1 protein-coding gene is annotated in these 1,356 nt (G+C 47.6%); it reads right to left on the bottom strand.

The annotated features are described in order from the left end of the window. On the bottom strand, positions 1-1,339 hold a 1,339-nt coding region (locus RH40_RS14745), incomplete at its 3' end, for a BspA family leucine-rich repeat surface protein (protein ID WP_081455020.1). Between the last annotated feature and the right edge of the window lie 17 nt (positions 1,340-1,356).

Genomic DNA, 1,356 nt, shown 5'->3' with positions numbered 1-1,356 from the left:
CCAAATCGCTCAAATCCTGGTCAAAAGCAGAGGCTCCTTGGAACATACTGTATACAGACTCTAAGTCTTCCACCATCCAAGTACTGATATCTTGGTTAAAGCTCGTCGCATGGTAAAACATATATGACATATCCGTCACCATGGGTGCAGCCCAACCTGTGATGGGTTGATTGAACGACGAGGCACGAGAAAACATCCAACTCATATCTTTGACAAACCACACATCCCAGTTGTCAATGTTTTGGTTAAAGGCGGAGGCTCCTTTAAACATCGACGACATAGTTTCTACGCTGGAGGTCACCCAGTCACCGATGGGCTGGTTAAAGCTATTGGCATCGAAAAACATCCTCCCCATGTCTGTAACCCTGGAGGTATCCCAGCCGCCGATGGGTTGGTTAAAGGCGTCGGCATCCCAAAACATCCCGTCCATATCTGTAACCTTGGAGGTATCCCAGTCACCGATGGGTTGGTTAAAACTGGTGGCACCTTCAAACATCGCCCTCATATTTTCAACCTTGGAGGTATCCCAGTTGCCGATGGGTTGGTTAAAGTGGGTAGCCCATGCAAACATCCCATTCATTCTCACTACCTTGGAGGTATCCCAGTTACCGATGGGTTGGTTAAAGCTGGCGGCGCCTGCAAACATCTCCTCCATATTACTTACTTTGGAGGTATCCCAGTTACCGATAGGCTGGTTAAAAGCAGAGGCATTGTTAAACATCGCCCTCATATATTCTACGTTGGCTGTATCCCAATCACTAATATCGGCATTAAAGTTCTCTCGATTGCTAAAGAGGCGATTCATGTAAGTCACATTCGAGGTACAAAAGCGGATTTGGCCTTGTTCCAGTGTATCGAGCTGGGCCTGGTCTTTAATGCTCTCACTGTCAACAACCAGATAGGTGTGACCTTGATGGTTGAAGGTCGCGCCAATCGGGCTGTCATTACAAGTAAGAGTGTTGCCTTGTAATTGCCACTTACCTTCAAACTGGCGAACATCTTGGTTAAAGCTGTTGGCACCTAAAAACATATCTACCATGTACCTAACCGCAGAGATATTCCAGTCACCGATGGGTTGGTTAAAGGCGGTGGCACCGTTAAACATCCTCTCCATATCCCTTACCTTGGAGGTATCCCAGTTACCGATGGGTTGGTTAAAGGCGGAGGCGCCTGAAAACACCCTCGCCATACTCCATACCTTGGAGGTATCCCAATCACCGATGGGTTGGTTAAAGGCTTTGGCACCGTTAAACATCCTCCTCATATTCTCTACATTGGAGGTATCCCAGTCACCGATGGGTTGGTTAAAGCTGATGGCACCCTCAAACATCGCCCTCATATCTTTTACTCTGGAGG

This window comes from Vibrio caribbeanicus ATCC BAA-2122, assembly GCF_000165125.1.
Taxonomy (GTDB): Bacteria; Pseudomonadota; Gammaproteobacteria; order Enterobacterales; family Vibrionaceae; genus Vibrio; species Vibrio caribbeanicus.
Note: the sequence above shows the minus strand (reverse complement) of the source record. Positions and strands in the feature narration are given on the sequence as shown.